Annotated in this window: 3 rRNA genes; all 3 read left to right on the top strand. The window is 57.4% G+C overall.

Annotated elements, in window-relative coordinates:
- Nucleotides 1-142: 142 nt before the first annotated feature.
- The 3 genes from AB0368_RS38415 to rrf all read left to right on the top strand — a co-directional run bounded on the left by AB0368_RS38415 (nucleotide 143) and on the right by rrf (nucleotide 5,367).
- Nucleotides 143-1,662: ribosomal RNA gene (locus AB0368_RS38415) — 16S ribosomal RNA — on the top strand.
- A gap of 371 nt (nucleotides 1,663-2,033) precedes the next feature.
- Nucleotides 2,034-5,143, top strand: a 23S ribosomal RNA gene (locus AB0368_RS38410).
- 107 nt (nucleotides 5,144-5,250) lie between these two features.
- A 5S ribosomal RNA gene (rrf, locus tag AB0368_RS38405) occupies nucleotides 5,251-5,367 on the top strand.
- The 16S, 23S and 5S rRNA genes sit together here, the layout of an rRNA operon.
- Nucleotides 5,368-5,375: the final 8 nt, after the last annotated feature.

Here is a 5,375-nt window from a genome sequence, read left to right as displayed (position 1 = left end):
CGGTGTGTGGTTGTTCTTTGAGAACTCAACAGGGTGCTTGATAAGCCAGTGCCAATTATGATTTACCCGGCCAGATGCTTTTGTGTCTGGTGGGATTCCTTTGGCAGCATTTTTTGTTGCCGGGATGATTTTCCACAGATTTTTGTTGGAGAGTTTGATCCTGGCTCAGGACGAACGCTGGCGGCGTGCTTAACACATGCAAGTCGAGCGGAAAGGCCCTTTCGGGGGTACTCGAGCGGCGAACGGGTGAGTAACACGTGAGCAACCTGCCCTGGACTTTGGGATAACCCTCGGAAACGGGGGCTAATACCGAATACGACCAAGCTTCGCATGGGGTCTTGGTGGAAAGTTTTTCGGTCTGGGATGGGCTCGCGGCCTATCAGCTTGTTGGTGGGGTGATGGCCTACCAAGGCGACGACGGGTAGCCGGCCTGAGAGGGCGACCGGCCACACTGGGACTGAGACACGGCCCAGACTCCTACGGGAGGCAGCAGTGGGGAATATTGCACAATGGGCGGAAGCCTGATGCAGCGACGCCGCGTGAGGGATGACGGCCTTCGGGTTGTAAACCTCTTTCAGCAGGGACGAAGCGTAAGTGACGGTACCTGCAGAAGAAGCGCCGGCCAACTACGTGCCAGCAGCCGCGGTAAGACGTAGGGCGCGAGCGTTGTCCGGATTTATTGGGCGTAAAGAGCTCGTAGGCGGCTTGTCGCGTCGACTGTGAAAACCCGCGGCTCAACCGCGGGCCTGCAGCCGATACGGGCAGGCTAGAGTTCGGTAGGGGAGACTGGAATTCCTGGTGTAGCGGTGAAATGCGCAGATATCAGGAGGAACACCGGTGGCGAAGGCGGGTCTCTGGGCCGATACTGACGCTGAGGAGCGAAAGCGTGGGGAGCGAACAGGATTAGATACCCTGGTAGTCCACGCTGTAAACGTTGGGCGCTAGGTGTGGGGGACCTCTCCGGTTCTCTGTGCCGCAGCTAACGCATTAAGCGCCCCGCCTGGGGAGTACGGCCGCAAGGCTAAAACTCAAAGGAATTGACGGGGGCCCGCACAAGCGGCGGAGCATGCGGATTAATTCGATGCAACGCGAAGAACCTTACCTGGGTTTGACATCACTCGAAAACTCGCAGAGATGCGGGGTCCTTCGGGGCGGGTGACAGGTGGTGCATGGCTGTCGTCAGCTCGTGTCGTGAGATGTTGGGTTAAGTCCCGCAACGAGCGCAACCCTCGTTCGATGTTGCCAGCGCGTTATGGCGGGGACTCATCGAAGACTGCCGGGGTCAACTCGGAGGAAGGTGGGGATGACGTCAAGTCATCATGCCCCTTATGTCCAGGGCTTCACGCATGCTACAATGGCCGGTACAAAGGGTTGCGATGCCGTGAGGTGGAGCGAATCCCAAAAAGCCGGTCTCAGTTCGGATCGGGGTCTGCAACTCGACCCCGTGAAGTCGGAGTCGCTAGTAATCGCAGATCAGCAACGCTGCGGTGAATACGTTCCCGGGCCTTGTACACACCGCCCGTCACGTCACGAAAGTCGGCAACACCCGAAGCCGGTGGCCTAACCCCTTGTGGGAGGGAGCCGTCGAAGGTGGGGCTGGCGATTGGGACGAAGTCGTAACAAGGTAGCCGTACCGGAAGGTGCGGCTGGATCACCTCCTTTCTAAGGAGCAACTAACCGGTGAAAGCCGGTCAGTAGCCCGCACCGCCCGCATGTGGTGGTGGGGTGCTCACAGGCGGAGACACTGGCCAGTTCACGTCCGGCAACGGCCGGCAGTCCTAGTACAGCCCTTTCGCGGGGTGGGAACGGGTCCTGCTGGTGCGGCTGGAGGTAGGCGATAAGCACCCTGTTGGGTCCTGAAAGAACAACCTGTGGTTGTTTTTTCGGAACGCCAGGCATGACCTGGCCCTTATACCGCTTCGGGCATGGACATCTTCGGGTGGGCCGGTTCGGGGGTTTGGTGGGGGTTGTGGGGTTGTGGGTTGGTTGTTGGTTGAGAATTGCACAGTGGACGCGAGCATCTTGTTTTTTGTGGTTAAGTTGTCAAGGGCGAACGGTGGATGCCTTGGCACCAGGAGCCGATGAAGGACGTGGGAGGCCGCGATAGGCCTGGGGGAGCTGTCAACCAAGCTGTGATCCCAGGGTGTCCGAATGGGGAAACCTAGCACGAGTCATGTCGTGTTACCGCTAGCTGAATTCATAGGCTAGTTGGGGGGAACGCGGGGAAGTGAAACATCTCAGTACCCGTAGGAAGAGAAAACAACAGTGATTCCGTGAGTAGTGGCGAGCGAAAGCGGATGTAGCCTAAACCGGTGGCGTGTGATACCTGTCAGGGGTTGCGTCGTCGGGGTTGTGGGATCTGTGTGGGAGATCTGACAGTCTTCCGAGGAGTTACAAAGTCAGTGGTTAGTCGAACGACGTGGGAAAGTCGGCCGTAGACGGTGAGAGCCCGGTAGGCGAAAGCTTCTGACCTTCTTACAGATATCCCGAGTAGCAGCGGACTCCTGAAATCTGCTGTGAATCTGCCAGGACCACCTGGTAAGGCTGAATACTTCCTGGTGACCGATAGCGGACAAGTACCGTGAGGGAATGGTGAAAAGTACCCCGGGAGGGGAGTGAAATAGTACCTGAAACCGTTCGCCTACAATCCGTCAGAGCCTTTCGGGGTGATGGCGTGCCTTTTGAAGAATGAGCCTGCGAGTTAGTGGCATGTGGCGAGGTTAACCCGTGTGGGGTAGCCGTAGCGAAAGCGAGTCTGAAGAGGGCGTTTATAGTCGCATGTTCTAGACCCGAAGCGGAGTGATCTAGCCATGGGCAGGTTGAAGCGTGGGTAAGACTGCGTGGAGGACCGAACCCACCAACGTTGAAAAGTTGGGGGATGACCTGTGGTTAGGGGTGAAAGGCCAATCAAACTCCGTGATAGCTGGTTCTCCCCGAAATGCATTTAGGTGCAGCGTCGCGTGTTTCTTGCCGGAGGTAGAGCACTGGATGGTCTAGGGGGCCTACAAGCTTACCGAAATCAGCCAAACTCCGAATGCCGGTAAGTGAGAGCGCGGCAGTGAGACTGCGGGGGATAAGCTTCGTAGTCGAGAGGGAAACAGCCCAGATCACCAGCTAAGGCCCCTAAGCGTGTGCTAAGTGGAAAAGGATGTGGGGTCGCTTAGACAACCAGGAGGTTGGCTTAGAAGCAGCCATCCTTTAAAGAGTGCGTAATAGCTCACTGGTCAAGTGGTTCCGCGCCGACAATGTAGCGGGGCTCAAGCACACCGCCGAAGCTGTGGCATTCACACAATAACTTGGTTGCATGATTTGTCATGTGATCCAGGTGTGTGGGTGGGTAGGGGAGCGTCGTATGGCGGGTGAAGCGCCGGGGTGACCCAGGTGTGGACGCCATACGAGTGAGAATGCAGGCATGAGTAGCGAATGAAGGGTGAGAAACCCTTCCGCCGGATGACCAAGGGTTCCAGGGCCAGGCTAATCCGCCCTGGGTGAGTCGGGGCCTAAGGCGAGGCCGAGAGGCGTAGTCGATGGATAACGGGTTGATATTCCCGTACCCGCGTAGGAGCGCCCACGATGAACCTCACTGTACTAACCACGCGAAGCGCCGGCGACCTTCGGGTCAAGGGTGTGGAGTCTGGGATCTTGGTGGGTAGTAGTTGAGCGATGGGGTGACGCAGGAAGGTAGCTGATCCCGGCCGGTGGTTGTGCCGGGGTAAGCGTGTAGGCCGTGCCATAGGCAAATCCGTGGCGCATTGAGGCTGAGACGTGATGCCGAGCCGATTCAGGTGAAGTCAGTGATCCTATGCTGCCGAGAAAAGCCTCTAGCGATGTTCCGAGCGGCCCGTACCCCAAACCGACACAGGTGGTCAGGTAGAGAATACCGAGGCGACGGGCGAACTGTGGTTAAGGAACTCGGCAAATTGCCCCCGTAACTTAGGGAGAAGGGGGGCCGGACGCGTGAAGCCCCTTGCGGGTGGAGCGTGGTATGGCCGCAGAGAGCAGGGGGAAGCGACTGTTTACTAAAAACACAGGTCCATGCGAAGTCGTAAGACGATGTATATGGACTGACGCCTGCCCGGTGCTGGAACGTTAAGGGGACCTGTTAGCTCTTCGGGGCGAAGCGGAGAACTTAAGCGCCAGTAAACGGCGGTGGTAACTATAACCATCCTAAGGTAGCGAAATTCCTTGTCGGGTAAGTTCCGACCTGCACGAATGGCGTAACGACTTCCCCACTGTCTCAACCACAGGCCCGGCGAAATTGCAGTACGAGTAAAGATGCTCGTTACGCGCGGCAGGACGGAAAGACCCCGGGACCTTTACTATAGCTTGACATTGGTATCCGAATGTAATTGTGTAGGATAGGTGGGAGCCGGTGAAGCTCGGACGCCAGTTCGGGTGGAGGCAATCTTGAAATACCACTCTGTTGGATTTGGGTATCTAACTTGCGGCCCTGATCGGGTCGAGGGACAGTGTCTGGTGGGTAGTTTAACTGGGGCGGTTGCCTCCTAAAAGGTAACGGAGGCGCCCAAAGGTTCCCTCAGCCTGGTTGGCAATCAGGTGTTGAGTGTAAGTACATAAGGGAGCTTGACTGTGAGACTGACAGGTCGAGCAGGGACGAAAGTCGGGACTAGTGATCCGGCACTTGCGTGTGGAAGCGGTGTCGCTCAACGGATAAAAGGTACCCCGGGGATAACAGGCTGATCTTCCCCAAGAGTCCATATCGACGGGATGGTTTGGCACCTCGATGTCGGCTCGTCGCATCCTGGGGCTGTAGCAGGTCCCAAGGGTTGGGCTGTTCGCCCATTAAAGCGGTACGCGAGCTGGGTTTAGAACGTCGTGAGACAGTTCGGTCCCTATCCGCCGTGCGCGTTGGATACTTGAGAAGGGCTGTCCCTAGTACGAGAGGACCGGGACGGACGAACCTCTGGTGTGCCAGTTGTCCCGCCAGGGGCACGGCTGGTTGGCTACGTTCGGAAGGGATAACCGCTGAAAGCATCTAAGCGGGAAGCTCGCTTCGAGATGAGGTATCCCACCACCTTGAGTGGGTAAGGCTCCCAGCTAGACTACTGGGTTGATAGGCCGGAGATGTAAGCCAGGTAACTGGTTCAGTCGACCGGTACTAATAGGCCGAGGGCTTAACCACCTAAAATTTGGTGCTCGACACGCGTCCACTGTGTGATTCACAGCAAACAACCACCACCCCCAGCAGCTTTGGGGTTGTCTGGTGAAGGTTGTGTTGCTGAAAGATGTTTCGGTGGTTATAGCGGAGGGGAAACGCCCGGTCTCATTCCGAACCCGGAAGCTAAGCCCTCCAGCGCCGATGGTACTGCACTCGGGAGGGTGTGGGAGAGTAGGACGCCGCCGGACTCAACGTA

It is taken from the genome of Actinoplanes sp. NPDC051475 (genome assembly GCF_040689425.1).
Lineage (GTDB): Bacteria > Actinomycetota > Actinomycetes > Mycobacteriales > Micromonosporaceae > Actinoplanes.
Note: the sequence above shows the minus strand (reverse complement) of the source record. Positions and strands in the feature narration are given on the sequence as shown.